The following is a 25,290-nucleotide window of genomic DNA, read 5'->3' on the forward strand; positions in this document are numbered from 1 at the left end:
TAAGGGGGATTTAGGGGGATCGAGATATGTGCAACTTCACATTAAATTGGTATTAAAGGCAAAGCAATTTCTAAAGTTGTACCTTTTTGGAATACGCTCTTAATACTAATTTTACCACCGTGGGCTTGAATTATTTGTTGGGCAATAGCTAGTCCTAAACCAAATCCTCCAGTTTGACGAGATCGCTTTTTATCTACTCGATAGAAACGCTCAAAAATATATGGTAAATCAGCTTCAGGAATACCAATACCATTGTCTATAATTTGGATTACAGCCCAACGTGATTGGGTAAATAATTGCAATTGAACGTGACCACCAGCAGGAGTATATTTGCAAGAATTATTAAGTAAATTTATAACTACTTGACGGAGCAAGTCAGCATCACCAAGTACAGTTATACTATTATTTGGTAGTTTAGAAACTAAACTAAGATGTTGTGCATCTGGTTGGGTGGCATAATCATCTATTATCTGCACAAGTAAATTATTAAAGTCAATTACTTGTAAGGATTCAGTCGGTAATTTACCTTGATAACGTGCCAAAAATAGCAGATTACTTACTAAAGTACTCATTGACTTAGCGATATCAAAAATTTTGTGGAAGCGTTGACGTTGCACCTCCAGATCAGTAGTTTTAGATAAAAAGCCGTACTGAGCATTGCTAATAATTGCTGTCAGAGGCGATCGCAATTCGTGGGAAGCGTCAGCTGTAAATCTTTGCAGATGATCGTAATTATAGCGGATTGGTTGCATTGCGAGTCCTCCCAACCACCAACCCGTGAGGGCAACCACACCTAAAGTAATCGGCGCTGAGATAGCCAAAACAATACGGAATTCAGCTAAAGCACTTTCAGTAGCCGTCATCGGCATCGCTGCCTGTAAATAACCAATTAATGAACCATTTTGGTAAACAGGCAACGTCACCTGACGTAGCCAGACATCGCTATCAGTCTTGATAGTATCAAATCCACCTGAGATTGAAAGGCGATCGCTAGGAATCGTACCAAAAAATTGTACAAGTTGCTTTTGCTCGTCGTACCAACTTGCATACACTAGTTGACTATCCGGCAATGGTTGTACCATACTTCCCAACAATGGTACATGTTCTAAGTCTAGCTGTCGCTGACTATTATGCAGCTCCGACTTGACATTAGCTGCCATCACGCTTGTTTTTTTATAAAGTAATCGATCTAGTTCCTCCAACTTATCTATGACTTCCCAGTAGTACACTATCGCCGCAAACATAATTAAAATACTGCCCATTGTTAGCGTGAACCAACTTGCGAGATTGCGACGGCTGCGATTAAACATAAGTAGTCATTGGTAATCTTCTGATTCTTCTCACTCTCCCAGTTTTTACTGCCTAATTCTAATTTTATTCTTGTGGATTTAAGCGATAACCCATACCATAAACTGTTCTAATCCAGTCTCCTGCACCCAATAGCTGCAAGCGCTGGCGCAACTTGCGTATTAGCACAGTTAAAGCATTACTTTCTGGTTCCATACCACACTCCCACAAAGCATCTTCAATCTGGTTACGAGTTAAAACCTGATTGGGATGACGCATCAGGTATTCTAGTAATTGTCCTTCACGTGGAGATAATTCTACTTTTACCTGACTCCGTTCTACACTTAATTCAGCTAAATGCAATTGTAAATCTGCTATACGTAAACTATACCCCTGCCAACTAGGGACTCTTCGTCCCAAAGCACGGACTCGTGCTAAGAGTTCCACCAAATCAGCAGGTTTAACTAGATAATCATCTGCTCCTGCATCTAAACCCATAACTTTGTCGGCTGTGGTATCTTTAGCAGTTAACATCAATACTGGTGCATTTTTACCAGAGAGACGATACTGACGACACAGAGACAACCCATTAATTGTTGGTAACATCCAATCCACAATTAATAGATCGTAATCTTTTTGTGAAATCAGCCATTGTGCAATTTCCCCATCTTCCGCAGCATCTACAATATATCCGGCCTCGGACAGAATACCTTGTAATGGTTCTAATTGTTCCAAATCGTCTTCTACTAGTAAAATCCGCATAAAACTTTTTAGCGTAAGGCCTTGCCATAAAATCATCAACTCTCTTTTAAAATTAGATATGTTAATTACCTCTATGTCTTCTATCTAATTTGAGATTTTAACTTTTAGATTATTCTCCATAAGGAATAAGGTATATCTGCCAATGGGTAGTTATAAACACTGCTATAGCTTCGCGACTATAAAAAAAATTTAGTAGGACTTACGCAAAACGGCTTATACCATTTCACGAAAATCTTGATACATATAGATTTTTCGTAGGGGTTTAGCAGTGCTAAACCCTTACCCACGTATTTGTATCATTACTAAAGTGAAATGGTATTACCGCAGGGTATTTCCTCTACATGAATAAAGCACAGCCTCATATAGAATTGGCATTAGGATTATTTATAAACTGATAAATTCAAAAATATGCCTGATTTACGCCCACAAATTTTACTATTAACTTTGCCTTTGCTATTTGTAGGAATTGCTTTTTGGGCTGGTAGTGATTTTCTAACAAAGCAATTATTAAGTCTCTCTTACAGAACGCCAGATAAATTGCAAGCTGATACACTACCAGAGGTTTTACTTGCGCTAAATTTTACACTAATTGATATAAAGATAGACCAAGAGGATCAGGTTACTCAAGTTAAAATAATAACGGCAAATTCCATGCTAAAAAGATTAGAGCTAGAAATTCCCAACTCAAAATTTACCGAAGTAGCGATCGCACAAAAATTAGGATTGTATCCTCAAATCAAAAAATTAGAACTTAATCAACAAATAGAGGTGAAAATTCCCCTGAATTTGACAGCAATCAAAGCTGAAATTCAAAAAAAGCAAGGATTTAGCTTGGTTGAGATTAGAACTGCTAATAATGCTCTAAAAAAGTTGAATTTTGTGCTACCAGTCACTGAAGTTAATATGTTAGAAGTCATGACTGCTCAATTACTTAATTTATCTCCTGAAAATATTAGGAAACTTATAAGTTATCAAGTTAAAAATCAATCGCAGTTTAAACCACAACCTAAACAACGCATACAAACAGAGAAAGCCGCTAAAACTGAGACAATCTCAATTAGTAATTGAAATGAAATGGCAAAGGAGCTAGAGCCAAAGCCCAAATAAAAAGAATCCTCCCCTGAATCATCGCAGTAATGGAATTCATCTCGTCTTAAGTATTCATATACCAATACGGCTCAGTTAACGATTATACACATGCTGCTTTTCGTACAGTTTGTTGTGTGCATTATTTTAGTGTAAATAAAATTACTGCCTTACCGTCACTTTCTGATCACATTCTTTTTGTAGATTGAATAAATCAGTTGGAATGTTTAGCTACTAAACTAATTTGCGATTATATTCAATTTTCTCTAAAGGACTAATATAACAGGAATAATTAAATTGGATAAGAGGTAAATAATATGTCAGTAAATGAAAGTTTAGGACAATATATACCAGCCCAATTAAATCTTTCTCTATTCAACTTAAGTCAAACAAACCTATCTAGAGCAAGTTTGAGTAGAGAAAAGCGTGATAGTGAGAAGCTTAATAGAGAGGATGCAAATGCTATAATAGCTTCAGATCCATCTCTGATTTTGGCTCCTTTTATATTGTTAATAATGGGTGGGATAGTTTTTTTTCATAAACTCAAACTGTCTGATCAGACTAACAAGCTAAATAATTTAGATGACTATCCCTGTCAAAATTGTCATTTTTTTTCAAAAAACAGTTATCTCAAATGTGCGGTGAATCCTTCGACTGTTTTCACAAAAGCAGCAATTGATTGTTGTGATTACCAGCCGTTACAAAAAAGAAAAAAATTGGGTCTTCCAATATTTTGGAGCAAGCGGAAAGTTAATTAAAAAATAGGAGGTTCATTATGATAGGTTTCATCATTACTTGGTTAGTTACTGCTGTGAGCTTTTTGATTATTGCTAGGCTGCCATTTTTGGGGATAGAAATAGATGGTTTTGGTAAAGCAGCAATTTCCGCTATAGTTTTTGGAATTCTGAATGCTGTTTTGCTCCCAATTCTAGCATTTTTTACCTTTCCATTTATTATCCTGACATTAGGATTATTTTTCTTTGTCTTAAATGCCATAATCTTTGGATTGTCGGCTTTAATTGTCCCAGGCTTTAGATTACGTCATGGCTTTTGGAGCGCTTTGCTAGGTTCTATTACTTTAGCAATCATTAACTCAATTCTATTAAGAGTTGTGGCTTCAATTACCTGAACCAAATATAACAATTTTAGCAATATATAACTGGTGGAATGTGGTGAACTGGTCGGAAGTGAATAGATGCGCCCCTCATACCAACAGACTTAGAGGAGATGGGTTATGAGAAGTTTGTTAATGCATAGTCCGGTTGCGATCGCAGTTGGTTGGATTGGGGCGTATATATTCATCACCCTGTTACCTTTGCTAATTTTGCTCATTTATCCTCTACTGATTCTGATGCTTTTTTGACAAACATCCAAATAATGATTTATAAAGAATATCTGTTGTTATTTATTACTGGAGTTAGTACTGTATTTAGTGTTAGTGGTTGCACCTTAGAACGTAATTTCGAGACAGAGAAACAAGAGTCTGCGATAATAATTCAATCTCAAGGAAGCCGAGCAGATGTACCTTATGTAGCAACACCACCACAAGTAGTAGATGCGATGCTGAAACTAGCAGAAGTTAACAGCAATGATGTCGTCTATGACTTAGGTAGCGGTGATGGGCGAATTCCCATTACTGCCGTGCAGAAATATAATGCGCGTAGGGCTGTTGGTATAGAAATTAACCCCCAATTGGTACAAGAAAGCCTTGCTAAAGCTCAAAAAGCAGGAGTAAGCGATCGCGTCGATTTCCTGGAACAAAACCTGTTTGAAACTGACTTAAAACCGGCCACAGTAGTAACGCTTTACCTTCTACCCGATGTTAACTTCAAACTACGACCAAAATTATTAAAAGAATTGAAACCTGGCACTCGCATTGTTTCCCACAGCTTTGATATGGGTGATTGGAAAGCAAAGCGAGTGATTCGAGTAAATGCCACAACCCTTTACTTATGGGTACTACCTGAGAATGTGCCAGCAAATTTGCGGTAAGCCCTAGATCGCAAAGATGCGATAAATCGTCGTCTTTACAATAATCAGTCCTTTGTAGAGACGGCGATTTATCGCGTCTCTTGCCTTAATTGCGCCAACTTACTTAAATCAGTTCAGAGGGTCAAAACGATTTACTATAATTGATACTCCAATCATTGGCAATCCTATGAGGAAGCAAATTAACCATTGATTCAAACTCAGTGGCGCAGTAGAAAATAAGCTATTCATTAAGTTCCACTGACTAAAAATAATCTGCAAAACTATCGTAGTAGCGATACCAATTCCCATTGCTGAGGCATCACTAAATGTCTGTCTGACTCCCCGAATCGTATTAACTAGAGCCATTCCTAATTGACTAATACTTAAAAGATAAAAAATTCTTCCGGCGACTAAAGCCTGAATTGCCATTGTTCGGGCTAAATCGATATTTCCTGTAGTTTGTCGTATCCATTCAAATACACCAAAAATCAAAATCCAGTTGAAGAGAGAAATTGCTATAATCCGCTTGACTAAACTTTTAGAAAGTAACGGTTCGCGGGGGCTGCGTGGTGATTGTTGCATTACCCGTTCAGACTTTGGCTCAAAGGCTAAGGGTACTGTCATGGCAATGGAATTAACCATATTCAGCCACAAAACTTGTAAAGATAAAATGGGCAATTCTCTGGCAAATAATACACTAATCAAAATCGTCATCGATTCGCCACCATTAACCGGTAGGATGAAGGCGATCGCTTTGAGCAAATTTCGATAAACAGTCCGCCCTTCCTCAACCGCAGCTTCTATTGAGGCGAAGTTATCATCAGTCAAAATCATATCTGAGGCTTCTTTGGCTACCTCTGTACCAGCACCTCCCATTGCAATACCAATATCTGCTTGTTTCAAGGCTGGTGCATCATTGACACCATCCCCAGTCATGGCAACAACCTCTCCTTTAGATTGCAGGGCTTCAACAATGCGAAGTTTCTGTTCTGGTGCAACACGGGCGAATACTGCCCCATCTTCTATCGCTCTAGCCAGTTCTGATTGCTCCATTTGAGCCAGTTCACTGCCTGTAAAAGCTAGAACTTCACCATTTTTATTAAAGCCCATACTTTGAGCGATCGCTCTTGCAGTCACAGCATGATCGCCTGTAATCATTTTGACTTGAATCCCAGCATTTTGACAGGCTTCTACAGCCTTGATAGCCTCACTTCTGGGTGGATCGATCATCCCTTGCAATCCCAAGAAAACCAAATCCTTTTCGATATCTGCATGATCGAGTGAATCTTGAGCATGGGATACAGATTTATTCGCAAAAGCTAGCACCCGTAAACCAAGATTCGCCATCACATCCACTTCTTGATGTATGGTTTCTGCATATACAGGGGTAAGGTTTCCCTCAGCATTTAACATCTGCTGACAACGTTTCAGAATTGCCTCTACCGAACCTTTAACGTAAATAGTTCTAACTCGTGAAGAATTTTCTCTACTCCCATCTTCATGCAAAGTTGCCATATATTGAAACTCAGACTCAAATGGGATGACATCTAGTCTGGGCATTTGGGCTTCTAAGTTACTGCGATGTAGTCCAACTTTATCAGCAACGGCTATCAATGCTCCCTCTGTCGGATCGCCAAAAACCTGCCATTGTCCTTCCTTTTGTTCTAAATACGAGTCATTACATAACAAACCTGCTTTCAGACATTCAGCTAAAGCTGGAAGATTCTGCCAATCTATTGGCTGTTCATCTAATAAAATTTCCCCTTCTGGTGCATATCCCGTACCAGTCGCCGTATATTGTTCACCGCCTACATAAATTGCTTGTACAGTCATCTGGTTTTCGGTTAGCGTCCCAGTTTTGTCAGAGCAGATGACTGTAGCACCGCCAAGAGTTTCCACCGCTGGCAATTTCCGAACGATCGCATTTCGTCGCGCCATCCGCGAAACCCCGATTGCTAGTGTCACCGTTACTACAGCCGGCAATCCTTCAGGAATCGCACTCACAGCAAAGGCAACAGCCGCTTCAAACATTTCTGCCCAGGTATTGCCGTATCCCAACCCGACTGCAAATGTCAACGCAGCAATGCCGAGAATGATGTACAGCAAGGTACGGCTAAATTTATCAAATTTTCGAGTCAGGGGAGTTTTCAGGCTCGTTCCTTGCTCAATGAGTTGGGAAATGCGTCCGGTTTCCGTGGCTTCTCCGATCGCCACCACAATCCCACTACCAGTACCAAAAGTTACAAAGCTACCAGCATAAGCCATATTGAGGCGTTCGGCTAAGGCTGTATCTGTATTCAATGGCTGTGTATTTTTTTCAGTAGCGACTGACTCACCTGTAAGCGCTGATTCATTCACTTGCAGATTTCGGGATTTTATCAAACGCAAATCCGCTGGTACTTTATCGCCAGAAGTGAGTAATACCAAATCCCCTGGTACTAACTCCGTTGAGAGAACTTGTACCTTTTGACCGTTGCGAAGGATAGTTGCATTAGTTTGTACTGAAGAAGCTAAGGCTGCGATCGCACTTTCGGCTTTCGATTCTTGAATAAAACCGATAATCGCATTAATTAGGGTGACACCCCAAATTACCCCAGCATTTACCCACTGTCCGATTAAGGCTTTGATTGCACCCGCAATCAGCAAAATGTACAATAACGGTTGGTTAAATTGCAACAAAAACCTTAATACTGGGCTAGTTCCACGTTTACCCTTAAGTTCATTAGCACCAAAACGTTCTTGTCGTTTTACCACCTCATCTGAAGTTAAACCTGTTTCTAGATTTGCGTCTAAATGTTGAGCTACCTTCGATGCCGGTAGATTATGCCATTCACGTGGCTGGATGATTTTTTCAGATGTTGCTGTCATTTTGTTTTCGCCAAAATTGACTATTGGCTGATCAGCAAAATTATGATAAATAAATGTGATGCAAATGTGAGCGAAATGCGGCGTTGCTCATTTGCAGTATTTTAGCGGATATCATGGAACCCCATTAAGTCTGGCGCATCTCAATCAAATCTACGACTAATAGTCTGTCTCATTAATTTTGCTGGGCTACGAGATCCCCGACTTCTTAAAGAAGTCGGGGATCTAACCACCGCTAACCACTCATAACTAATGGGACAGACCACTAGTACCAGTTTTGCATAAATAAACCACCCATCTGAAATGTCTAAAATCCTTACGCAATTGTAATTACAAATTACGTAGCTTGCTTCTCGCCCTTGGCGAGTATTACGAATTACGAATTACGAATTACGAATTACGAATTACGTAACTTAGTCCCGCACCTTTTACAAAAACCAGCATCTAGATCATGAAAAGCCAAACCACAACCTGAACAAACTGTTTCTACTTGATTAGCAGTTTTTACAACTCGCTTAATTAAATCCCCTATTTGCCAAGGAATCAGCGCAATTCCCGTAAAAATCATCAATACAGTTAGCAAACGTCCTAATTCCGAAATTGGAGTAACATCGCCAAACCCCACAGTTGTCATTGTGACAACAGAAAAATAGAATGCATCCAAAAATGTACCATAATTTTGAGGATTAACCGGATGCTCGACTTGATAAATTAAGCCAGAGTAAATAAAAACAATTGCAAATAATGTAAATAATATTCGCGCAAAAATCATTCCATCTTCGGTGCTGATACTGGCGAATAAAAACTTCCGATCAATAAATCTGATTAATCGTAAAATCCGAAACCATCGGAGTAGGCGAATAAAACTAATATCTACCATTCCTATAAAAAATGGCAAAATCGCCAGTAAGTCAATAATCGAATAAAAGCTAAAAATATACTTAATTTTGTTTTCTGCACTCCACAGGCGGAGTGAATATTCCACCGCGAAGATGATGACGATCGCAATATCAGCTACATTTAACTGAAACCGCATATCATCAGGAATATTATATGTTTCTACCACAAAAATTCCTGATGATATTAGCACCAAAGAGGCAAGTGTTAAATTAATCGCTTTACCTATTGGTGTTTCCAGGTCTTTTAAGTAAAAATCTGTTTCTTGTCTGCTCAGTAACATATTCGACCATTAATACATCTTAATTCCCAGTTATAACATTAGAAATACGATATTATTAACCATTATCCTTATGTTAATCCCAGCTTATATGAACCCAGAATATTTTATGCGTTTAGCATTGGCAGAAGCAAAAGAAGGCGATGCGCCTTATGGTGCAGTGATTGTTAAAGATAACGAAGTTGTTGCCGTAGCTCATAATACTGTGAGGAGAGACAACGATCCATCCGCCCATGCGGAAATCAACGTTATTCGTAGTTTAACAGCTAAACTTAAAAACCCCTCTTTAGAAGGTTATAGCATATATACAACTGGCGAACCTTGTCCAATGTGTGCAACAGCTTGTGTTTGGAGTGGTTTATCAGAAATTGTCTATGGTGCTTCTATTGAAGATTTAATCACGGTAAATCAATCACAAATTAGTATATCTTGCGAAGAAGTAATTGCGAAGTCATTTAGAAACATCAAAGTCACAAAAGGAGTTTTAAAAAATGAATGTTTGGAGTTATTTAAATAAGCTAGATTTAGATCCCGGACTTCTTTGAAAAGTCCGCAATCTGGTGTTCATTCATATCTAGGGTGTGTTAACGCTTTCGTAACTCATCAAACGCCGTACTTTCAGCAGTAACATACCCTACGTTAATTTAGAGGTTAAAATCGTCATTACAAATTATTTAACTTGGCTCATTCAAATAGGATAAATAAGTATTTGCCCAAATTGCAGCTTGAGTGCGATCGCGCAAATTTAATCTGTTTAAAATATTCGTAACATGATTTTTTACCGTACCCTCAGAAATGTATAGTTCCTGAGCAATTTCTCGGTTACTAGCGCCTGTAGCAATTAGTCGCAAAACCTCTTTTTCTCTAGGGGTAAGTTCAGCTAAACTAGATGGCACAGGCGGTGACTGGGTTGATGTACCATTAGAAAACTGAGTCAGCAGCTTTTTAACTATACCTGGGCCTAATTGAGTATATCCTTTGTGAACTGCACGAATCGCAACAGCTAATTCCTCTGAGGGTGTATCTTTCAATAAATAACCCATTGCCCCATTTTGCAATGCGGCTGATACATATTCATCATCATCAAAAGTCGTCAGTACTAAAATCTTAGTTTTGACAAAACGTTTTTGAATCTCTCGTGTGGCTGCAACTCCATCCATAATCGGCATTCTGATATCCAGTAAGATTACATCTGGCTGAAATTCAGCAACCAAATTAATCGCCTGTTCACCATTTTCTGCTTCTCCAACTATCTCTAAATCTGGTTCTAGTTCTAATAAAGCTCTTAATCCTTGACGAATTAAACTTTGGTCATCTACCAACAACACTTTAATCATCATGTCAACCTCGTTAAGGGAATATCAACTGTAATTTTGCAACCAGAACCAAGGGCGCTATTAATATTAAACTCACCTCCAATTGCTAAAGTGCGATCGCGCATACTATGAAGCCCAAAACCAGTAGTATTTTGCCTGACATCAAAACCTCTACCATTATCTTGAATGATCAATTGCAAATTACCTCTTGTCGTAGTGAGTTCCAATTCAACTTTAGTTGCATAAGCATATTTAGATATATTAGTCAAAGATTCTTGAGTAATTCGATAAATAGCGGTATTAATTTCAGGTGGTAAAGAATCTTCAATGTTTATTTGATAAAATGGTAAAATGCCATTGGAGCGATGAAAACTTTCTAAAAGACCAGCGATCGCACGCTCTAAAGACTGTTCTTGTAAAGGATTAGAACGCATAGTAGAAACAGATTGGCGGACATCGTTTAGTGCTTTTGAGCCTAATTCCTTCGCTGTCGCAAGAAATGTTTCAGCCTTTCCTGGATTAGATTGCCACAATTTTAAAGCAGTTTCTAATTGTAGATTTAAAGCAGTTAGAGAGTGTCCTAATGAATCATGAATTTCACGAGCAATACGATTACGTTCTTCTAAGGTAGCTTGATTTTCAATTCGTAGGGCATATTGACGGAGTTTTTCGTTAGCGATCGCTAGCTTTTCTCGACTATGCCGTTCAGATAACACTGCATTCATCATCAACAACACAAAAACTAAACTTAAGCCAAATACCAGCGACCAATTCAAGCTCAGAAATCGAAAGCGTTCTTGCGCCTGTGGTGATGCTTGAAAATTGAATAACTGATATTTGAGTTGTGTCGTAACTAGAAATAATGTAAATGATAAAGCTGTAACGAATAAACGCCCAGGCAACTGAAAAATTAGACAGCTACGAGTAACTAAAATTATGTATAGAAAGGGGAAAAGGCGTGCAAATCTCTCGCCAAAAAGCCCAATCATTAAAATCAATAAAATTTCAATTACTGTGTAAATTATCTTAGATATCTGGCTATTTCTGGGTAATTTTAAGCCCATTAATGCAAAAACAATCAGACTATAAATTGACAGTTCTGGCAATATGCTACAAACTGACAAGTCTGGAAATACACCACAAATTGATAGTTCTTGAAGTCTAGGACGAGAACGCCGTAATGGAGGTGGTATAACTGCTATCAAAGCAGTAATTGCCAGTAGTGTCCACTCCAGATAAAGTAGAGACGGAAAAGGGTGTTTTTTAATTTGAATCGGAGGACTCATTAATCGCCTTGCTCCAGTTGTAAGTTAGAAGTTATGAGTTAGGAATTAGGAGTTTCGAAGATTTGAGCAGTAGCTTTTGTAGCTTCAAATTTTTGATGAATAAGGAATTAAGAGTAAATACAAGGTACAAACCCGTTAGATAATCAGCTAAATAATGATTTATAAATTCATCATAATCAAAATATTCATCATTTCTAACTCCTAACTCCTAACTCTTAACTCCTAACTCCTAACTATTTATTGTCAATCATCTTTGTGAAAATTCAATCATGACTAAAGTCACGGGTAGATCCATGACTTTCTCCTCATGTAACTACTGAAGATAAGTTCTTATGATGGTGGCATCCAACCAGGAAAAACCCACAAGAAAAGTAATGAAACTCAAAGCATTATCGCTAGTCGCTGGAGCGATCGCTCTAACTTTAACTGCAACCTCATTTGCTGTTAACGCCCAAACAGCCTCTCCTTTATCCCTGCAACTCGCACAAACTCCACAAAAACAAAGGGGCCCTTGGAAAGAATTGGGTCTAACAGATGCCCAAAAAACTCAAATCCAGGCAATTCGCCGCGATAGCCGCGCCAAATTTGAAGCAGTTTTGACCCCAGAACAAAAAGCCAAGTTAGAGGCGGCGAAACAAGCACGTCAGGCTCAACGGCAAGCAGGTCAAGGTCAACGGCAACCCGGTCAACGTCGAGGAAAGGGTGGTTTTGCTGAATTAAATCTGACTGAAGCACAGAAAACCCAAATGCGACAAATCCGCGAGTCTGAAAAACAACAGATTCAAGCAGTCTTCACCCCAGAACAGCGCCAAAAACTAGAGCAATTCCGTCAAAATGCTCCTTCCCGCCGTCAACAAGGCAATCCTCAATAATTATCTTTCAAAAAATAGTTAATAAATCTGGGGTGGGCAGTGCCGCCCATCTCATCCCAAGATAGATTATGATGCAATCCTTTGCCGCTTCCTCAAATCCCGCTCCTCGTCTGCAACAGGTTTTAGATTTACTCGATCGCATTGCTGAAGCACAGGGGCGAGATGTTCCCCAAATTGTGGAAATAGCGAAATTGTCTGTCCTTCCGACTGGCACTTTTGGCAGAACTTGGGCAGACTTCCTCAATGAACATAATTTAAAACCCTTCACTACAGGTAGCCGCCGTAAACAACTCCATGATGGAGTTCACGTCCTTACAGGCTATAGTACAGACTTCATTGGTGAAGCAGAAGTACAAGCATTTTTATTAGGAACCAAATTTAGCATAACTAACTTGATGCTGGGGTTAGGACTGTTGCGAGTTATCCATAAAAATTTAAATTATCAACAACAATTTACCTGGGACAGACTTTGGCAAGCATACCAACGCGGTTGTCACTCTAACTTTGACCCAGATACTTGGCAACCAGAATTACTCTGGCACTTACCCTTAACTGATGTCCAGACATTGTTTGCCATAGTCAAAAATTAACAGACTTCTTGCAGAAGATGGGAAAGGGGAAAAACTTCATCTCCTTTCCCTTTCCCTATTTATTCCCATGTCCAATTTAGTAGACTTTCAAGATAGTTTTGAGTTATGAGTTAATCAAAACTCCTAGCTTGATTAAAATGTCCAAAGAATTCGCAATTGGTAGTAAAGTCCGTGTTGTGGCACTACCAGCCTACGTCAAAACTGCTGAACCTATGCCCATGCTGCGCCCACCCAATGTAATTCACATTGGCGAAGAGGGTATAGTCATTGACCGTAGACCCGGTGGATATTGGGGTATTCGCTTTGCCAAAGGGGCCTTTCTCCTAGATAGTCAATACATCGAAAGCACAGATACCCCTCCCGAATCTCATTTAGAATAAGATTTCTCGCAACCAAGAATTGTAAACTTGTGTAAAGTTGTGATTTTGGTTTGCACCATGATTTCCCGCCGCACTTTTTTAAGCATATTATTTGCCAGCTGTATTTCTGTTATCAGCTGGCTGAATTTTACCCCTGTTGCTGATGCTCTTGGTGGTAAACTTCCGGCAATTAATCAACCTGCACCAGAGTTTACTTTGCCAACCAACACAGGTGATGGCAAAATATCCCTCTCTGATTTACGCGGTAAGTGGCTAGTACTCTACTTTTATCCTAAAGACTTTACCTCTGGTTGTACTATAGAGGCTCGTCGTTTTCAGCAAGACTTACCCCAATACCTCGAAAAAAATACCCAGATTATTGGCGTAAGTGCTGATGACATTGATTCTCACGCCAAATTTTGTGATTCAGAGGGACTAAAATTCCCCCTGTTGGCTGACATTGATGGTTCAGTGAGTAAAGCTTATGGTTCGTGGCTTGGCTTTTTATCTATGCGCCACAGTTTTATCATCGATCCTCAAGGTGTCTTGCGCGAGACTTTTGTCAAAGTCAACCCAACCATTCACAGTTCAGAAGTGCTGGCACGACTAGAAAAATTACAGTCCGCAGCTTCTTAGACCTAAATTAACAAGACTTGGGACTTCAGCCCGAATCGGTACTAAGTTAAGATGTAGCCCTCCTAGCTGCCGCCTCCAGTGGCTTGACCAGAGGCAAAGCCTCTCTCAGAAGACATTCCCAGCCTCTGGGCTGGGAACGAGGCAATAAAAGCTTTTGGGCTTTTCTTAGTACGGCTGCCAAATTTAAAGCGTCAATCTAAAACCCCCGAATGTCGCATCTACAATGCTATTACCGAGAAGTTTAACTTCAAGTCCTCCAATGACTGCGGTTATATCTGCCTCAGATAGTTCCCGTTGTTCAACTTGATTTTTAGGTTGCAAGTTAGTAATTTTGATCCTGGACATACTTTTTCCCTGATATTTTTGAAAGTCTAGGAAAATTTTCGTCCGATTGCTTGCCAACCTCATCAACCAAAAGTTATAAAGCTTAGTGTTTACAAGCTTTTTAAACAGACATTAATCTGATTAATCTCATTTTTTTATTCCTTTAACGCACAATAAACCCATATTTTTTGAGTACATTTTTAGCTTGGCTATCAGATAGAAACTGGACAAATTCCTTGGCGGCAGAAGCATTTTTGCTACTTTTAATTATTGCTACCGGATAGACAATTGGTGAGTGAAACTTATCATCCGCAGCGACTACTACTTTTACTTTGTTGGAAATTCTGGCATCAGTGGCATAAACTAAACCCGCTTCGGCGTTACCACTTTCTACAGCTGCTAAAACTTGACGCACATTGTTAGCAAAGACCAATTTTGACTTAACCCGATCATAAAGTTTCAATTTCTTTAAGACTTGTTCCCCATATTGACCGGCGGGCACACTTCTAGGTTCACCGATCGCAATTTTTCTAATCTTACTATCTGTTAAATTGTAGAAGCTACTAATGCCAACAACATCCTGAGCCACAATCAAGACTAGACGGTTATTTGCCAGGTTAGTACGGCTACCTGGTAGCAACAGTCCTTTTTCTTCCAAAGCATCCACTTGTCTTTTAGCAGCAGAAATAAAGATATCCGCTGGTGCACCTTGCTCAATCTGTTGCTGCAAGGCACCAGAAGCCCCAAAGTTATAAGTAATATTGATATTTGATTTACTTTGTTGGTACAAAGGCTTAATTTCTTCTAGTGCATCTTTTAGACTGGCGGCTGCGGACACAAGTATGCTGGTGTTCGACTGTGCTATTACAGGAGAAGGAGTAAACAATGGTAAACCAATTGCTAGCAGCAAGCCAGCAACCGCTACACCCAGAAAGCCAAAAATTTGTCTTCTTTTCATGAAAAAGGCGTTTAAGAGGTTTCTTCCATAAAATTGATGTTAGGTAAAATAGTACCAAACATACCAACTTTTAACCAACTATATCGGTAACATTATGCCCGGAAAACTACAAGGGTGAATCAGATTCCAAACTTCAGAATAGGTAAACTGGACTACGAAAAGATTTCACAGCCCTTGATTACCACTCTGTAGCTTATGAAAGTGCTGCTACTGCTTCCAACTTCTCGGCTTTGTTCTTCAAGATGGTTTGTAATTCGCTGCTGAACGCTTCACCTTCTACAACCTCTCACTGATGGGATTTTCCTGTCTCCTGCCTTTATTCAAGATCACTGTCGTTCAAAGATAAATATAATTGAGGCTGGTTTTTTGCTTATGGGGTGAGACGGCTCCAGTAACTTTAGTAATTGGTAGTTTCTGAGATGGAACTCAGCAATCCATGATTCAACTGTTCTGAAGTACCAGGGAGCAGGATGACATGACCCATCTCCGACTCCTGTCCAGGAAGTTTCGCGCCACCCACTTTTATATGGGGAATCACCACAAACAAGATGAGGATGAAGTGTTTGAATAATTATTTTGCCCTTAGACTCCAACATACTCTGACCCGCCTCAGCGATCTCACCAAGAGCACGTTCCCCAAGAATGGAAAAGTTGCAGATGAAGCAGGAGAACTGGTTAATACTGCCAAATCTCTGTGACGGAAGATCCGAGTACGAAGATACAACAAAGCGGATATCGCCCATGTACCGTGCTGATTCGATTAGATTGCTAATGGCATCAACTCCCCAGCCATTAAATCCGCGATACCAGAGTTCACGGCATAACCACCCTTCACCACACCCGATATCCAAGAACGTTCTCGGTTCAAAATCAACTACAGCTTCTACAATCGCTCTATCTGTGACAAGAACACGGCTCTCAAGAAGCTTGTCACGAACTATACGTGTCCACGGTTTGGCATTCACTACCCATGAATGAAGAATTCGTTGTTCGTTCTTATCCATAAATTGAACTAATCAATTACTAAGCTAATCGGCATTTAAGTTGCATAAAAGCAGGGCTGAAGCCCTTACTACAAGCGAATCATTCTGGAAAAATGAATGACTATCAGCTTACCTCAAGAAATTCTTGAATCGGGGACTGAGGATTGGGAAAATTTGAAGGGGATTCAGATCCCAACCGAATCTTACTCATATTTTCTTCCCTAGTCCCCAATACCCAGTCCCGGATAGCCCATTACTCACCTGCAAACTGTGCGGGAATTGGGGAATCTTTGCTACTTACATGCGTACTTACAGTACTTTCATATAAACTTTATGAAACATTTTTATTTTCAACACAAGTATTTCATGTCTTGATTAATTTATACTATAGGATGAAAAATAAACAATTGCATGTATTATGGGGTTGTTTTGCTAAAAGCTGCAAAATCCTTATAACTTATTCTGTAGACATAGTAAGAGGTTTACTTTTATCATTACCAACAGTCTATTAAAAATTGATAATAACCTTTTATAAATTATAGATAGAGGTTTTTTAACTTAGTGATTTTAGTTTACACAGTAGGTAATATTAATTTGTAATTTCTGAGTTAAACTCAAACTGAGTCTGGCGGTTAAATGGCATAAAAATAAAACATTTTTAGCCCTTGCAATACTTCTAAGAGTAGCATTGGAACTAAAATATATGTATGTTAAAAATCAATCGAATCTAGCGATAATAATAACATTTTGCCCACGTTTATTAAGGCTTTGAGGAAATTGAAAAATACATGAAAAAGCAATCGCCACAGAACTGGATTATTCCTAAATCTTGGTTACGTCTTATAGTAATTATCCTAGTAGTAACAGGTGTATTTTTTCGCTTCGTTAATCTTGATCAAAAACTTTATTGGGGTGATGAGATTTTCTCCTCATTACGCACATCTGGCTATATGCAGTCAGAAATGAAGGAGCAATTAAATAATGGTCGTTTGCTCAACATCGAAGATTTACGTAAGTATCAGTATCCTAATTCTGGGAAAAATACAATTGATACAATCAAAGGGATTATTATAGAAGACTCACAGATTTTGCCGCTATACATTTTGATGGCCCGGTTTTGGGTAGAATTGTTTGGCAATTCTGTAGCAGTGATTAGAAGTTTTTCGGTATTTATTAGTCTGTTCACCTTTCCTTGTATTTATTGGCTATGTCTAGAATTATTTGAGTCTTCACTAGTAGGGTGGATAGCCATCGGGTTAGTAGCCGTTTCACCTATTCATGTCGTGTATGCACAAGAAGCACGAGCATACAGTTTAGGGATAGTAGCCATATTATTATCAAGCGCAGCACTGCTGCGAGCCATGCGCCTTAAAACAAAGGTTAGTTGGTTAATTTATGCAGCAACATTATCATTAGGGTTTTATACTCATCTATTTTTTAGCCTGGTTGCTTTCGCACAGGGAATTTATGTAGTTGCAATCGAACGTTTCCGATTGAGCAAAACATTGATTTATTATCTGCTAGCATCGCTTACGGGGTTTATAACTTTTGTACCTTGGATTTGGATTATTATTACCAACCCTCATGAAGAAGCAGTAGCTTGGACGAATGCTAAACAAACATTATTTACATCAGCTGCAAGATGGGCTGGTATCTTTAGTCGCACGTTTCTTGATTTAGGTATTAGCCCTAGCGATCCAGGAAAACTTAAGCTCGTCTTAATTCCTTTTATTTTAATTATTTTAGTTCTAATAGGCTATTCAATTTATTTTCTCTGTCGAAGAACCTCTAAAGAAGTTTGGTTATTTGTCTTAACTTTGATTGGAGCATTAGGGGTTCCCCTATTGATAACAGATTTCGTCTTTCAAAAGCGATACGCTACTAGTAGATATACACTTCCTTCCGTTTTAGGTATACAGTTAGCTGTTGCTTACCTATTTACCACTAAGATCACGTCTATTTATACTAAAGCTTGGCAAAAAAAGCTCTGGTCATTTGTAGCATTTATGGTAATTATTGGCGGAATTATATCTTGTACAATCCACTCTCAATCTAAGATTTGGTGGAACCAATTTCCTGAAAAATATCAAGAATATCCTAAAATTGCTAACATTGTTAATCAAGCGAATAAACCGCTTTTAATTAGTGATGATAATAACTTACTTCCACCAATACAAATACTTGGTTACTTAGTTGATCCAAAAGTGCGATTTCAAATCGTAGGAAAAAATCAGTTACCAGAGATTACTAATGGCTTTAGTGACATATTTTTGTTCTTGTACGAGCCGTCTGACTTCTTGAAGGCTGGAGTTGAAAAAGTTTATAACTCAAAGTTACAGCAGGTAAACGACTATCTCTGGAAAATAACAAAACCTAACTAAAATAAGGATACGGGCACATTTAGCCGCATTTTTCACTATTCTCAAGGCGTTTGATGGAGCAGAAGAGAAGTAATGAGTAATGAGTAATGAGTAAAAACTTCTTACTTCTTACTTCTTACTTCTTACTCATTACTTATTACTTCTCCCCTGCACAAGCGCAGGCTTTAAGAGGTGTGGTGAGAAATCTGGGATTTAGCGGTTGAGAGACTACATAGTGGAACCTAAAAGCAGACAGTTGGTATTTGAATATCCTTCGTAGATTAAAAATTAATATCAATTCGCCGAATGAGTGGCACAATTAGAGCCAAAATATACTTTAATTAAAATCACAATTAAGTATATAGTTATACTGCTGCTGCTTATGCCATCGCCCCTTGAGCGCCCACTAAAATTTGAAATCACACTGCCATCCTCCCATCCTCAGTTATTAGAAGGATTAGATATATGGCTGCGCTTAGGTTTGATATCCGATACCCAAGTTAGGCAGCTATGCCGAGAGTTTCTGGTGTGTCCGGTGGTGTTGCAAGCCCAGGCTAAAGCTAAAAACAAGGTAGTATTTGCAACTTACGACCCCGTACAGCAGTTGCCTACAGCAGCTTTACAATCTAATAGCCGTAGACAACCGCAACCAAAAGCAGCTCAACCCAACTTTATCAGCACAATGTTGCAGTCCTTGGGGGCAGAACTGAGTGTCCGTTGGCTACTTTTTCTAGGGGTATTTCTGGTAGTGGTATCTTCTGGGGTACTGGCTGCAAGTCAGTGGGAGAGGTTTCCCGCCTCTGGACAGTATGGAGTTTTATTTGCTTATACTTTGAGTTTTTGGGGGTTAAGCTTTTGGGCGACTAGGCAAAATAACCTCAGATTGACGGCGCAAACTTTGCTGATTGTGACGCTTTTGTTAGTGCCAGTAAATTTTTGGGCAATGGATAGCTTTCGGTTGTGGCAAAATCCTTTGGATTGGATTGTAGTTGCGATCGCATCGCCGATACTCACTGCTATAACTGTTTTACTCTCCAAAAACCGGACTATTTTTGCCAATTTACATACTGGCAAATTACCTTTAGCAAATATTTTGGGGCTGAGTTATCTGCATTGGGGTTGGCAATTAAGAGGATTTCCCTTGATTGCCGTTTATGTGGCAATGATTGGCACAACTATTATTACCGTTTATCACAATATTTACCAACAGCCGAATACTGTCAGCAAGCAAGATGGAAGCGATGGCAGGAGCTTAAATATTACTTTGTCTGCTGCTGTAATTATTTATGCTTTGATAGTTCTGCTAGTACGGGCAATTTTTGTTGCTGGGGTAAATGTTACCCAGTTGGGGTTAGCCATTGGTATTTGTGGCTGGTTAGTGACTTGGTTGGTACAGCGGGGATGGGAGAAGAGGGCAGGGGGGGCAGGGGAAGCAGGGGAGGTAACAGTAATATCTTCCTCATCCTCCTCATCTCCCCCATCTCCCTCATCCTCCTCATCTCCCCCATCTCCCTCATCCCCCCCATCCCCCTCATTCCCCTCATCCCTCTTACTCTGGGAAAAACTTGGTGGCATTTTAATCTTCCTGGGTTGGCTGGTTTCAGTAGTTAATTATCCTTGGCAAGCGATCGCTGTGAGTGGTTTGGGTTTGTGGTTTGTGGGAAGTCGCTTGTGGCGCTACAGTTTAAAGGTAGACTTCGCAGCAGTTTTCGTCATTGGCTTACAGACAATTTGGCTAGGTTGGCGATTAGTACCTGATAGCTTCCAGAAATTAGCGATCGCAACTGGTACTCAACTCACCAATTCTCAAAATGAACCTTGGGCGTTACTAGGTATCGCTTTATTTCCCTACGTAGTTTTGATGGTGGCGCTCACAGATCGCTTGTATCGCAGGCAAAATCGAGAATTAGCTAAATTTGGCGAACTCCTCACCCTCTTATTTGGAACTTTTTTAACAACGATCGCTTTAGTAAACCCCACATTGCGATCGCTAAATCTGCTATTTTCTACCGCCACTCTCGCATTCGTCACCAAACGCCACTCCATTGATTCTTCCCCCTCTCTTCCCCTGGTGTATCTAACTCACATTATGGGGGTGCTGACATTTTGCTCTACCATTAATTGGCTGTTACCAACCCTAACTAATCAAGCCTGGGCAAGTATTTTATTAGCTTTAATGGTTGCAGAATGGGGATTTAGCCTGAGCGATGGACAATGGCGACGTAGTGCATGGGATATCGGTTTAGGGTTAGCCGCCGCTAGTTTTTTCTTATTGTGGATAAATGCAGAATCATCTTGGTATGGCATACCTGATAGCCAAGCTCATTGGGGAGTCTTATGGCTAGTTACGCCTTTAGCTCTCACAGGTGTTGCCAATCGGACAATTATCGAGCGTCAAATTCCTAGCCGTTACTTGAGTGTCTTGGCTGTGGCAGTTGCCCAGTTACTTACTTTACAGCTACCAGGAACTCGATTGATCGGTTTGGCTATGGGTGCAGGATTGATGTTTGCAAATACGCGCTATTTGCGAAACCAAACATCTGCGGTAATTACAGAAGGATTTGCTCTGAGTTTCATTGCGGCGCTGTTATGGGCTGGTGTGCCTGGTTTACCTCGCCTCGCCCTAGGTGGTTGGTTTGTTGTAGGAGCGATCGCAACCCTAAGTCTATGGTTAGCGCGGACAGTTTTGAGTCAACGCGGTAACGAATTAGAAGTTATTTATGCAGCCGCAAGTGATAAATGGGCGATCGCCTTGTGTGGTTTTGAGTTGTTGGGTTTGACACTATATTCAGTGCTGATTTACCGAGGGTTTACTACTTCAGGATTTTTGTACTTAATTGCCACTGCGATCGCTTTGGCGGCTATTGTTTATCGCAGTTGGCGCGAACCGACCAATTGGGCATTTTATGGCATCGGTTGGTCTTTGGAATTGTTGACTGCTCAGGTGTTGGGATTTGGGGAACGATCAATTGTTAGAATAGCGATCGCAAATATCGCATTAGGTTTAATTGCTCAACTTTTCGGAGAGTGGTGGCGGCGACGACATCAATTAGAAAGGCTTCCTAGCAGTTTTCACATTTTGCCATTAATTTATGGCGTATTCAGTGTATTGCTACGTTTAAACACCTTCACCGAGTGGACTGGTTTGTACTCCTTGGGTGTAGCTTTAATTATTATTGGCGTGGGGCGACGACGCGAGAACTTTAAACCCCTGCTGTACTTAGGAATTATTGGCGTATCAATTTCTGCTTATGAACTTTTGTTCTATCAAATGTTGCAAGCTTCAGGAGGAGCATTAGGTGATGGATTGATTGCCATGTCTGCCCTTGGGGCCAGTATCATGTATGCTTACCGCATTCTGTCGCCTTGGCTTGTTAGCTACTTACGCTTAACTCCTCAAGAATTGAAAGGAATTGCCCATATTCACTGGGCTTGGAGTAGCTGTTTATTAATGGCTGCCATTCCTCTTCCCATTGAAGTTAACCGTTTGCTGGGATTGGGAACGGGGGTATTTTTGATTCGTTATGCCATCTTTCAGGGACGAAATTCGCAGACTTCCCCCCGTATCTTCGGAGGAATCACAATCGCCGAGATGTGGGTTTACCTTGGGTTATTAGAGGTAGCCGGTATGAGGGTTTATTGGCGCGAGACAGCAGTAGGAAAATTTTGGGCTGGGCCATTAGTTCCTTGGAATGGTGCGATCGCCTGTGTGGTAGCCTATTTTCTGTACATTCTACCTTGGGAAAGTTGGGGTTGGTCAAAAAGACCTTGGCAGCTTGCTGCTTACATCACACCACTGATAATTTTATGGGAAACCAGACTGCAAACTTACCCGATTACCTTGGTACTCGTAGCTGGATTTTACATCTTTCTGGCAAAAGTGGGTGAAAACATCCGTTTTACATATATCAGTGTAGCGTTGATTGATTGGGCACTTTTTCGTTGGTTTGATTCCTTACGCCTAACTGATGCTTTGTGGTATGTAACACCAATTGGGTTATCACTGCTTTATATTGCTCAAGTAGATACCCAACTGAGGCTACCAGAGTATAAAGTTGCTCGTCATATTCTGAGAGTGCTAGGTAGCGGTTTAATTTGTGGGTGGGCAATTTTATTTAATCAAGACACAGCTTGGATACCCGGAATTTTCAGCCTCATCGCCATTTTTGCCGGATTAGCTTTACGAGTCCGAGCTTTTCTTTACATTGGTACAGCCACTTTTTTAATTACTACTATCTATCAATCGGTAATTTTCAGTTTGCAGTACTCTTTTTTAAAATGGATTGTTGGCTTGCTAGTTGGCATCCTACTGATTTATATCGCCGCCAACTTTGAAACCCGTCGCGCTCAAATAACTTCCTTAATTCGTAACGCTATTGATGAATTTCAATCATGGGAATAAGGCTGTTTAGGGTACAATACAGTTCAGTTAAGCCTTTTTTTCTCCCCCTGCTTCCCCTGCCTCCCCTGCTCCCCGTGCCTGCCTTAACAGCTAAATTTCCTTAACTGAACTGTATTGGTTTAGGATATGGTAATTCTGCACGTACTTTCAGATTTCATCGACTGCGATTTTACTGTCAGCGACTCATCTTGTAGTTATTGGTACGAAGGGCGTTGTCCTCAAAGTGGCAATCGCCTAAAACTACCCCGTACCTCAATGTCCGAAGCGATCGCCAAGGGACTAATGAAACACCTTGCCAACAATGAATGTTATTCTCGTGAAGGCAAGATGTATGGAATCCTATTGGTTGAACTGCCTAATGGCGAACAACGGGTACTCAAAGCCTTTTCCGGTCTTTTGAATGGTTACAGTTTAGTTGAGGGCTGGGTGCCATCAATTCCAGGAAGAGACGAGATTGCTTTAGAGGAAGCCCAAACTTTGGCACAGTTGGACGCAATTAAGCAGGAAATTCTTACCTTGAAGCAACTGACCGAACGCCAGCAGTATGAAACCCTGTTTAATGAGTTTGAGCAGCAGTTGCAAGCAATGAGCGATCGCCATCGCCATTGCAAACATCAACGACAGGAAAAACGTCAGCAAATCTGCAATACACTCACTTCAGAAGCCCTGACTATTGCTCTTGAACAACTCGACGAAGAGAGTCGTCAGCAGGGAATTGAGCGACGACAACTTAAACGCCAGCAAAATGAAGTATTACAGCCCCTTCGACAGTTAATTGCTGCCACAGATGCGCGAATTAGCGAACTAAAACAACAGCGTAAAGCGCTATCCCGGCAATTACAAGCTCAGATGCACGCTACTTACAGCCTGACTAATTTTTTGGGGCGATCACAATCATTGCAAGAATTGATGCCAGGAGGTTTGCCCACTGGTACAGGAGATTGTTGTGCCCCAAAACTGCTCCATTATGCTGCAACAAATAATCTCAAACCATTGGCAATGGCAGAATTTTGGTGGGGTGCGTCTTCAGTAAATCAAGATAAAATCCAGGGAGAGTTTTATGGAGCGTGTGCCGAGCGATGTCAGCCATTAATGGGGTTTTTGCTCTCAGGATTAAGACCTAACCCCCCAGCCCCCTTCCCTGCAAGGGAAGGGGGAGTAAGAAGCCTCTCTTTACCCATTCTTTATGAAGACGAATGGCTGATTGCTGTAAACAAACCGGCTGGATTACTTTCGGTACCTGGTCGTTATCGCGATCGCCAAGATAGTGTGTTGAGTCGCTTACGTAATTTGTTAGCTGATGGTATGGCACTTGTATCTGTGCATCGCCTAGATCAGGAAACTTCCGGGATTTTGTTGTTAGCACGCGATCGCCAAACTCATCGGCAACTCAGCCAGCAGTTTCAGCAACGGCAGATTCACAAGGTTTATGAAGCCATACTTTCCGGTGCTGTGAAAGTTGAACAAGGCGTGATTGATTTACCACTGTGGGGAGATCCTGAAAATCGCCCTTATCAAAAAGTTGATTGGCAACGCGGTAAACCCAGCTTGACACAATTCCAGGTAATGGCGAGAGAAGGAGACTACACCCGCGTAGAATTTACGCCGCTAACAGGACGCACTCATCAGTTGAGAGTTCATGCAGCTGATGCGCGAGGACTTGGGGTAAGTATTTTAGGCGATCGCCTTTATGGATGCTGTGCAGTTACCAGTCGGTTACATCTGCACGCCAAAGAACTTCGCTTCGAGCATCCGCAGTTAGAAAAAACCCTGCATTTACAAGCAATTACGCCATTTTGAACTGTAAATAATTTGATTCTGACTCCTGTTAGCGGTAGCGGGGCGTTTAGCCCATTCTGGCTTCTAAATTCTTCTTCAATTCAAAATTGCATGACCAAAGTATTTATTCTCGATGCCAACCAACAACCGTTATATCCAGTACGCATTAGCCGTGCTAGGCTGCTATTGTCACAAGGTAAAGCTACCGTATTCCAGCGATATGTGTGATTCGTTGCCTAGAAATGAGTAGCAATACTCAGGGATTAGGCGTAAGGCT

General features: G+C 40.4%; 23 protein-coding genes. 14 read left to right on the forward strand and 9 right to left on the reverse strand.

Features of this window, described 5'->3' with window-relative positions; all coding sequences use genetic code 11:
- Positions 1-41: 41 nt before the first annotated feature.
- Both ABF638_RS26720 and ABF638_RS26725 read right to left on the reverse strand, forming a co-directional pair.
- Entirely contained in the window at positions 42-1,310 is a 1,269-nt protein-coding gene (locus ABF638_RS26720) for a sensor histidine kinase (protein ID WP_435025916.1), read from the reverse strand.
- Between the two features lie 64 nt (positions 1,311-1,374).
- Positions 1,375-2,049 (reverse strand): response regulator transcription factor, encoded by a 675-nt coding sequence (locus tag ABF638_RS26725; RefSeq protein WP_435025917.1) that lies wholly within the window; start codon positions 2,047-2,049, stop codon positions 1,375-1,377.
- A 408-nt stretch (positions 2,050-2,457) separates the two neighbouring features.
- Here ABF638_RS26725 and ABF638_RS26730 point away from each other — a divergent pair, with 408 nt between their 5' ends.
- From ABF638_RS26730 to ABF638_RS26750, 5 genes are all read left to right on the forward strand, one after another.
- Positions 2,458-3,117: a hypothetical protein gene (locus tag ABF638_RS26730; protein ID WP_435025919.1), complete on the forward strand. Its 660-nt coding sequence runs from the start codon at positions 2,458-2,460 to the stop codon at positions 3,115-3,117.
- 335 nt (positions 3,118-3,452) lie between these two features.
- Positions 3,453-3,893 (forward strand): hypothetical protein, encoded by a 441-nt coding sequence (locus tag ABF638_RS26735; protein WP_435025920.1) that lies wholly within the window; start codon positions 3,453-3,455, stop codon positions 3,891-3,893.
- Between the two features lie 17 nt (positions 3,894-3,910).
- The gene (locus ABF638_RS26740; RefSeq protein ID WP_435025921.1) at positions 3,911-4,264 is read left to right on the forward strand and encodes a phage holin family protein; all 354 of its coding nucleotides are present in this window, start codon (positions 3,911-3,913) and stop codon (positions 4,262-4,264) included.
- A gap of 105 nt (positions 4,265-4,369) precedes the next feature.
- Positions 4,370-4,498 (forward strand): hypothetical protein, encoded by a 129-nt coding sequence (locus ABF638_RS26745; RefSeq protein WP_435025922.1) that lies wholly within the window; start codon positions 4,370-4,372, stop codon positions 4,496-4,498.
- A gap of 14 nt (positions 4,499-4,512) precedes the next feature.
- On the forward strand, positions 4,513-5,127 hold the full coding sequence (locus tag ABF638_RS26750; RefSeq protein WP_435025923.1) for an SAM-dependent methyltransferase: 615 nt from the start codon (positions 4,513-4,515) through the stop codon (positions 5,125-5,127).
- Positions 5,128-5,235: 108 nt separating this feature from the next.
- Here ABF638_RS26750 and ABF638_RS26755 read toward each other — a convergent pair whose 3' ends face one another.
- Together ABF638_RS26755 and ABF638_RS26760 are read right to left on the reverse strand one after the other, a co-directional pair.
- Positions 5,236-7,974 (reverse strand): cation-translocating P-type ATPase, encoded by a 2,739-nt coding sequence (locus ABF638_RS26755; RefSeq protein ID WP_435025924.1) that lies wholly within the window; start codon positions 7,972-7,974, stop codon positions 5,236-5,238.
- Positions 7,975-8,368: 394 nt separating this feature from the next.
- Positions 8,369-9,151 (reverse strand): ion transporter, encoded by a 783-nt coding sequence (locus ABF638_RS26760; protein WP_435025925.1) that lies wholly within the window; start codon positions 9,149-9,151, stop codon positions 8,369-8,371.
- An 88-nt stretch (positions 9,152-9,239) separates the two neighbouring features.
- On the opposite strand from ABF638_RS26760, the gene ABF638_RS26765 reads away from it, so the two are divergent.
- Complete coding sequence (locus ABF638_RS26765; protein ID WP_435025926.1) at positions 9,240-9,665, forward strand: nucleoside deaminase; 426 nt, start codon at positions 9,240-9,242, stop codon at positions 9,663-9,665.
- A 157-nt stretch (positions 9,666-9,822) separates the two neighbouring features.
- On the opposite strand, the gene ABF638_RS26770 is transcribed toward ABF638_RS26765, so the two are convergent.
- Both ABF638_RS26770 and ABF638_RS26775 read right to left on the reverse strand, forming a co-directional pair.
- Positions 9,823-10,485, reverse strand: a complete 663-nt coding sequence (locus tag ABF638_RS26770; protein WP_435025939.1) for a response regulator — start codon at positions 10,483-10,485, stop codon at positions 9,823-9,825.
- Positions 10,485-11,750, reverse strand: coding sequence for a sensor histidine kinase (locus ABF638_RS26775; RefSeq protein ID WP_435025927.1), 1,266 nt, complete (start codon positions 11,748-11,750; stop codon positions 10,485-10,487). The genes ABF638_RS26770 and ABF638_RS26775 overlap by 1 nt, the downstream gene beginning before the upstream one ends.
- Before the next feature lie 374 nt (positions 11,751-12,124).
- On the opposite strand from ABF638_RS26775, the gene ABF638_RS26780 reads away from it, so the two are divergent.
- The 4 genes from ABF638_RS26780 to ABF638_RS26795 all read left to right on the forward strand — a co-directional run bounded on the left by ABF638_RS26780 (position 12,125) and on the right by ABF638_RS26795 (position 14,207).
- Entirely contained in the window at positions 12,125-12,622 is a 498-nt protein-coding gene (locus ABF638_RS26780) for a Spy/CpxP family protein refolding chaperone (RefSeq protein WP_420762507.1), read from the forward strand.
- A gap of 68 nt (positions 12,623-12,690) precedes the next feature.
- Positions 12,691-13,212, forward strand: a complete 522-nt coding sequence (locus ABF638_RS26785; protein WP_435025928.1) for a Coq4 family protein — start codon at positions 12,691-12,693, stop codon at positions 13,210-13,212.
- Between the two features lie 137 nt (positions 13,213-13,349).
- Positions 13,350-13,592, forward strand: coding sequence for a regulatory protein SipA (gene sipA, locus ABF638_RS26790; protein ID WP_435025929.1), 243 nt, complete (start codon positions 13,350-13,352; stop codon positions 13,590-13,592).
- A 57-nt stretch (positions 13,593-13,649) separates the two neighbouring features.
- Positions 13,650-14,207, forward strand: a complete 558-nt coding sequence (locus tag ABF638_RS26795) for a peroxiredoxin (protein WP_435025930.1) — start codon at positions 13,650-13,652, stop codon at positions 14,205-14,207.
- A gap of 183 nt (positions 14,208-14,390) precedes the next feature.
- On the opposite strand, the gene ABF638_RS26800 is transcribed toward ABF638_RS26795, so the two are convergent.
- The 3 genes from ABF638_RS26800 to ABF638_RS26810 form a co-directional block, all read right to left on the reverse strand.
- Positions 14,391-14,552, reverse strand: a complete 162-nt coding sequence (locus tag ABF638_RS26800) for a hypothetical protein (protein WP_435025931.1) — start codon at positions 14,550-14,552, stop codon at positions 14,391-14,393.
- A 142-nt stretch (positions 14,553-14,694) separates the two neighbouring features.
- Positions 14,695-15,489 carry a molybdate ABC transporter substrate-binding protein gene (gene modA / locus ABF638_RS26805; protein ID WP_435025932.1) on the reverse strand — a complete coding sequence of 265 codons (795 nt, stop codon included), beginning with the start codon at positions 15,487-15,489 and terminating at the stop codon, positions 14,695-14,697.
- A gap of 326 nt (positions 15,490-15,815) precedes the next feature.
- Positions 15,816-16,493, reverse strand: coding sequence for a methyltransferase domain-containing protein (locus ABF638_RS26810; protein ID WP_435025934.1), 678 nt, complete (start codon positions 16,491-16,493; stop codon positions 15,816-15,818).
- A gap of 767 nt (positions 16,494-17,260) precedes the next feature.
- Between ABF638_RS26810 and ABF638_RS26815 the strand changes: the two genes are divergently transcribed.
- The 4 genes from ABF638_RS26815 to ABF638_RS26830 all read left to right on the forward strand — a co-directional run bounded on the left by ABF638_RS26815 (position 17,261) and on the right by ABF638_RS26830 (position 25,241).
- Positions 17,261-18,853, forward strand: coding sequence for a glycosyltransferase family 39 protein (locus ABF638_RS26815; protein ID WP_435025935.1), 1,593 nt, complete (start codon positions 17,261-17,263; stop codon positions 18,851-18,853).
- 361 nt (positions 18,854-19,214) lie between these two features.
- A complete protein-coding gene (locus ABF638_RS26820; RefSeq protein WP_435025936.1) occupies positions 19,215-23,234 on the forward strand; it encodes a DUF2157 domain-containing protein in 4,020 nt (1,339 codons plus the stop codon).
- A gap of 126 nt (positions 23,235-23,360) precedes the next feature.
- A complete protein-coding gene (locus ABF638_RS26825) occupies positions 23,361-25,034 on the forward strand; it encodes a pseudouridine synthase (RefSeq protein WP_435025937.1) in 1,674 nt (557 codons plus the stop codon).
- Between the two features lie 90 nt (positions 25,035-25,124).
- The gene (locus ABF638_RS26830; RefSeq protein WP_435025938.1) at positions 25,125-25,241 is read left to right on the forward strand and encodes an RRXRR domain-containing protein; all 117 of its coding nucleotides are present in this window, start codon (positions 25,125-25,127) and stop codon (positions 25,239-25,241) included.
- Positions 25,242-25,290: the final 49 nt, after the last annotated feature.

Source organism: Nostoc sp. CALU 1950, from assembly GCF_051172895.1.
In the GTDB taxonomy this organism is placed as follows: domain Bacteria; phylum Cyanobacteriota; class Cyanobacteriia; order Cyanobacteriales; family Nostocaceae; genus Nostoc; species Nostoc edaphicum_A.

Coding starts and splice junctions, on each gene's coding strand:
- ABF638_RS26810 (WP_435025934.1), bottom strand. CDS start 16,493: ATGGATAAGAACGAACAACGAATTCTTCATTCATGGGTAGTGAATGCC.
- ABF638_RS26770 (WP_435025939.1), bottom strand. CDS start 10,485: ATGATTAAAGTGTTGTTGGTAGATGACCAAAGTTTAATTCGTCAAGGA.
- ABF638_RS26730 (WP_435025919.1), top strand. CDS start 2,458: ATGCCTGATTTACGCCCACAAATTTTACTATTAACTTTGCCTTTGCTA.
- ABF638_RS26750 (WP_435025923.1), top strand. CDS start 4,513: ATGATTTATAAAGAATATCTGTTGTTATTTATTACTGGAGTTAGTACT.
- ABF638_RS26720 (WP_435025916.1), bottom strand. CDS start 1,310: ATGTTTAATCGCAGCCGTCGCAATCTCGCAAGTTGGTTCACGCTAACA.
- ABF638_RS26825 (WP_435025937.1), top strand. CDS start 23,361: ATGGTAATTCTGCACGTACTTTCAGATTTCATCGACTGCGATTTTACT.
- ABF638_RS26830 (WP_435025938.1), top strand. CDS start 25,125: ATGACCAAAGTATTTATTCTCGATGCCAACCAACAACCGTTATATCCA.
- ABF638_RS26815 (WP_435025935.1), top strand. CDS start 17,261: ATGAAAAAGCAATCGCCACAGAACTGGATTATTCCTAAATCTTGGTTA.
- sipA (WP_435025929.1), top strand. CDS start 13,350: ATGTCCAAAGAATTCGCAATTGGTAGTAAAGTCCGTGTTGTGGCACTA.
- ABF638_RS26740 (WP_435025921.1), top strand. CDS start 3,911: ATGATAGGTTTCATCATTACTTGGTTAGTTACTGCTGTGAGCTTTTTG.
- ABF638_RS26785 (WP_435025928.1), top strand. CDS start 12,691: ATGATGCAATCCTTTGCCGCTTCCTCAAATCCCGCTCCTCGTCTGCAA.
- modA (WP_435025932.1), bottom strand. CDS start 15,489: ATGAAAAGAAGACAAATTTTTGGCTTTCTGGGTGTAGCGGTTGCTGGC.
- ABF638_RS26820 (WP_435025936.1), top strand. CDS start 19,215: ATGCCATCGCCCCTTGAGCGCCCACTAAAATTTGAAATCACACTGCCA.
- ABF638_RS26765 (WP_435025926.1), top strand. CDS start 9,240: ATGAACCCAGAATATTTTATGCGTTTAGCATTGGCAGAAGCAAAAGAA.
- ABF638_RS26775 (WP_435025927.1), bottom strand. CDS start 11,750: ATGAGTCCTCCGATTCAAATTAAAAAACACCCTTTTCCGTCTCTACTT.
- ABF638_RS26745 (WP_435025922.1), top strand. CDS start 4,370: ATGAGAAGTTTGTTAATGCATAGTCCGGTTGCGATCGCAGTTGGTTGG.
- ABF638_RS26725 (WP_435025917.1), bottom strand. CDS start 2,049: ATGCGGATTTTACTAGTAGAAGACGATTTGGAACAATTAGAACCATTA.
- ABF638_RS26735 (WP_435025920.1), top strand. CDS start 3,453: ATGTCAGTAAATGAAAGTTTAGGACAATATATACCAGCCCAATTAAAT.
- ABF638_RS26800 (WP_435025931.1), bottom strand. CDS start 14,552: ATGTCCAGGATCAAAATTACTAACTTGCAACCTAAAAATCAAGTTGAA.
- ABF638_RS26755 (WP_435025924.1), bottom strand. CDS start 7,974: ATGACAGCAACATCTGAAAAAATCATCCAGCCACGTGAATGGCATAAT.
- ABF638_RS26795 (WP_435025930.1), top strand. CDS start 13,650: ATGATTTCCCGCCGCACTTTTTTAAGCATATTATTTGCCAGCTGTATT.
- ABF638_RS26780 (WP_420762507.1), top strand. CDS start 12,125: ATGAAACTCAAAGCATTATCGCTAGTCGCTGGAGCGATCGCTCTAACT.
- ABF638_RS26760 (WP_435025925.1), bottom strand. CDS start 9,151: ATGTTACTGAGCAGACAAGAAACAGATTTTTACTTAAAAGACCTGGAA.